Source organism: Lentzea aerocolonigenes, from assembly GCF_000955955.1.
GTDB classification, from domain to species: Bacteria; Actinomycetota; Actinomycetes; order Mycobacteriales; family Pseudonocardiaceae; genus Lentzea; species Lentzea aerocolonigenes_A.
Genome location: NZ_JYJG01000077.1, coordinates 1 through 4,358, shown reverse-complemented (window position 1 = coordinate 4,358; position 4,358 = coordinate 1). Strand labels below are relative to the sequence as shown.

The following is a 4,358-nucleotide window of genomic DNA, read 5'->3' as shown; positions in this document are numbered from 1 at the left end:
GGATGAAGGTTCCCTTCATCGAAAGTCAGAGCTTGGGGACCGCGCGGTCGATGATCGCGGCGAAGTCGGTGGACTTGGGGAGTGTGCCGAAGGCGTGGCCCCAGTCGCCGGCCAAGCGTGAGGTCAGGAACGCGTCTGCGACTGCAGGGTGTCCGTGCTTGACCAGCAAGGCACCCTGCAGGATCAGCGCCATCTTTTCCACGACCCGGCGCGCCTGCGACTCGTCCACATCGGACAAAGCCGTGCCCAGCTCGTTCAACGCCTTGTCGATGCGCGGGTCGACACCGCTGACAACGCTGAGGAACTCCTGCACCGACTCGGGTTCCTTCTTCATGGCCCGCAGCACGTCCAACGCGGCGACGTTGCCGGAGCCCTCCCAGATCGACATCAGCGGTGACTCGCGGAACAGTCGAGGCATTCCGCTGTCCTCGATGTAACCGTTGCCGCCCAAGCACTCCAGCGCCTCGGCCGCGTGCGCCGGCCCGCGCTTGCACACCCAGTACTTGGTGACCGCGAGCCCGAGCCGCGGCCGGTGCTGCGCCAGCCACATCGCCGCCGTCGTGGCCGCCTCGGACTCCACGGCCAGGTCTGCCAGCACGTTCCGCATCGCCGGCTGGTCGATCAGGTACTTGCCGAACGCCTTGCGGTGCGCGGCGTGGTGCGCAGCCTGCCGGAGCCCGGCGCGCATGCCGGCAGCGCTTCCGAGCACGCAGTCCAGCCTGGTCGTGTTGACCATCTCGATGATCGTCCGCACGCCGCGGCCCTCGTCACCGATGCGGTGGGCGAACGCCTGGTCGTACTCGATCTCGGCGGACGCGTTGGACTTGTTGCCCAGCTTGTCCTTCAGCCGTTGCAGGAAGAACCGGTTGCGGGTGCCGTCCGGCAGCACCCGCGGCACCAGGAAACAGGTGAGGCCGCCGGGTGCCTGCGCCAACGTGAGGAACACGTCGGACATCGGCGCCGACGTGAACCATTTGTGCCCGGTCAACACATATCCGTCGTCGACGGGCTGGGCGATTGTCGTGTTCGCACGGACGTCCGAGCCGCCCTGCTTCTCGGTCATGGACATGCCGGCGATCAGGCCGCGCTTGGTGAGCGGAGCCTTGAGACCGAAGTCGTAGTCCCGAATGGTGAGAAGCGGTTCGTAGATTTCGGCGAGTTCCGGTGCCACGCGCAAAGCGGGCACTGCCGCATAAGTCATCGAAATCGGACAGCCGTGGCCGGCCTCGACCTGAGACCACACGTAGAACTTGGCGGCACGCTCCACATGGGCACCGTCGACATAGGCGTGCAATCCGTGCGAAACAGCCACGTTCATCAGGTCGTGCCACGCAGGGTGGAACTCGACCTCGTCGATCCGGTTCCCGTACCGGTCGTGCGTGCGCAGGACCGGCGGATACGTGTTCGCGAGGCGTCCTCGCTCCTGCCACTCCTCGCTGCCGGCGAGCCTGCCCAACGAGTGCAGTTCGGCGTCGTCGACCCAGCTCAGCAGCGCCGGATCGGCCGCGACGTCGTGACCGCTCAGCGGCGGAACCTGGTTGGTCACCTCGTGCGTAGCCATGCCTCGCACGCTACTACTGGTAAGTAACTTTCGGCAGGGTGCGACGAAAGATCGCTGGCCCATTCGGGCTTTTGGGCGTGCCAACGGCGCTGACGAGGAATAACGTCGTTCTGGTGAGTGACCATGGGCACAGCACGGCCGTTGCTGCGTTGACCGCGCAGTACGCCGCGATGCGCGAAGGTGCGCCGGTGCGGCTCGCGAAGAAGACGTCGAACCTGTTCCGGTTCCGCGCCGAGCAGTCGGGCGGGTTGGACGTCGGCAGGTTCGACCGGGTGCTGGCGGTGGACCCGGTCGGACGCACCGCGCAGGTGCAGGGCATGACGACCTACGAGAATCTCGTCGCCGCAACGCTGCGCCACGGCCTGATGCCGCTGGTCGTGCCGCAGCTCAAGACGATCACGATCGGTGGCGCGGTGGCGGGACTGGGCATCGAGTCCACGTCCTTCCGCAACGGGCTGCCGCACGAGTCGGTGCGCGAGCTGGAGATCCTGACCGGTGACGGCGAGGTCGTGATCGCCAAACCGGACGACGACCTGTTCCGCGCGTTCCCCAACTCCTACGGGACGCTGGGTTACGCGCTGCGGCTGGAGATCGAGCTGGAACCGGTGCGCCAGTACGTCCGGCTGCGGCACGTGCCGTTCGGCTCTTTCGCCGAATGCGCGGCCGTGATCGAGGAGGTGTGTTCGGACGGTTCGGCGGACTTCGTCGACGGCACGGTGTTCTCGCGCAACGAGATGTACCTGACGTTGGGGCACTACGCCGACATCGCGCCGTACACGTCGGACTACACCGGCAACCAGATCTACTACAAGTCCATCCAGAAGCGCCGCACGGACCACCTGACGATCCACGACTACCTGTGGCGCTGGGACACCGACTGGTTCTGGTGCTCGCGTGCGTTCGGTGCGCAGAACCCGGTGGTGCGGCGGTTGTGGCCGAAGCGCTACCTGCGTTCGGACGTGTATCGCAAGCTCGTGGCCAAGCATCGGCAGTTACGGCCGCGGGTCGACGTCGAACCGGTGATCCAGGACGTCGAGATCCCGGTCGGCGCGCTGGCCGACTTCCTGGACTTCTTCGACCGCGAGATCGGCATCGCGCCGGTGTGGCTGTGCCCGGTTCGCCTGCGCGACACCACGGGCTGGCCGCTGTACCCGATGGACAAGGACACGTTGTACGTCAACGTCGGGTTCTGGTCGGAGGTCCCGGTGCGGCCGGGGGAGAAGATGGGTGACCGCAACCGGCTGATCGAGCGCGAGGTGGCGCGGCTGGGCGGGCACAAGTCGCTGTACTCGGACTCCTACTACGAGGAGGACGAGTTCTGGCGGCACTACAACGGTTCGCACTACCGGTCCGTGAAGGACCGGTACGACCAGACGAACCGCTTGCCGGATCTGTACGCCAAGTGTGTCAGGGGACGATGAATGCGGTTGGCCTCCATTTTCCAGCGCATCACAGGTGGCAGCGACGTTCGCTTCCAGGCCTACGACGGCAGTACCGCCGGGCCGGACGCGGCCTCGGTGTCCATCGACATCAAAACGCCGGAAGCCTTGTCCTACCTGGCTTCCGCACCGGGTGAGCTCGGCCTGGCCCGTGCCTACGTGACAGGTCACTTGGAGATCCTCGGCGACGTGCACGCCGGCCTCTCCCAGCTCTCCGAGTTCTCCCTGCGCGAGCTCCCGTGGCTCCAACGCGTGGAGCTGCTGCGCTTCCTGGGCCGGATTCGCCTGTCGCACAAGGTGGCCCCGCCGCCGCAGGAGACCCGGCTGCACGGCCTGCGTCACTCCAAGGCACGCGACCAGGCCGCCATCGCCCACCACTACGACGTGTCGAACCAGTTCTACGAGTGGATCCTCGGTCCGTCGATGGCCTACACCTGCGCGGTGTACCCGTCGTTGGAGTCCACTTTGGAGGACGCCCAGTTCGCCAAGCACGATCTCGTGGCGCGCAAGCTCGGTCTTCGGCCCGGCATGAAGCTGCTGGACGTCGGCTGCGGCTGGGGCGGCATGGTCATGCACGCGGCTCGCGAGTACGGGGTGCGTGCCATCGGGGTGACTTTGTCGCGCAACCAGGCCGAGTGGGCGCAGAAGGCCATTGTCGAGGCCGGGTTGTCGGACCTCGCCGAGGTACGCCATCTCGACTACCGCGACGTGCGGGAGACCGGGTTCGACGCGGTGTCGTCCATCGGCCTGACCGAGCACATCGGCAAGGCGCAGCTCCCCGCGTACTTCAAGGCGCTGTACGGGAAGCTGAAGCCCGGCGGCCGGCTGCTGAACCACTGCATCACCCGGCCGAACAACAAGGAGAAGGCGTTGTCCGGCCCGTTCATCAACCGGTACGTGTTCCCGGACGGTGAGCTGGTCGGGCCCGGTCACATCGTGTCGTTGATGCACGACACCGGGTTCGAGGTGCGGCACGAGGAGAACATCCGCGAGCACTACTCGCTGACCCTCGCCGCGTGGAGCCGCAACCTCGACGCGCACTGGGACGAGGCAGTGGAGGAGGTCGGCGAGGCTCGGGCGCGGGTGTGGCGGCTGTACCTGGCGGCGTCGCGGCTCGGGTTCGACCGCAACAACATCCAGCTGCACCAGGTGCTCGGGGTGAAGCTGGACGGCACTGTCTCGCACATGCCGTTGCGCCCGGACTGGCTGTCCTGATCTTCGGCAAACCTGAAAGGTGATCTTCGACAGATCGAAGGAGTGATCTTCGGCAGCGTCGGGACAACGGCCGTGGCCGCGGGGCTGATCGCCGCCGCGGCCATGAACGGCTCGTGGCACCGCCCCCGTACGTCCAGTATGAG

The 4,358-nt window shown here is 66.5% G+C and carries 3 protein-coding genes; 2 read left to right on the top strand and 1 reads right to left on the bottom strand.

The genetic code is table 11. The annotated features are described in order from the left end of the window. Positions 1-25 precede the first annotated feature (25 nt). Complete coding sequence (locus UK23_RS13340; RefSeq protein WP_045311798.1) at positions 26-1,561, bottom strand: acyl-CoA dehydrogenase family protein; 1,536 nt, start codon at positions 1,559-1,561, stop codon at positions 26-28. Positions 1,562-1,731: 170 nt separating this feature from the next. Between UK23_RS13340 and UK23_RS13335 the strand changes: the two genes are divergently transcribed. Next, positions 1,732-2,982 carry an FAD-binding oxidoreductase gene (locus UK23_RS13335; RefSeq protein WP_082114623.1) on the top strand — a complete coding sequence of 417 codons (1,251 nt, stop codon included), beginning with the start codon at positions 1,732-1,734 and terminating at the stop codon, positions 2,980-2,982. Then, positions 2,983-4,215, top strand: a complete 1,233-nt coding sequence (locus UK23_RS13330) for an SAM-dependent methyltransferase (RefSeq protein WP_045311796.1) — start codon at positions 2,983-2,985, stop codon at positions 4,213-4,215. The last annotated feature ends 143 nt before the right edge of the window (positions 4,216-4,358 follow it).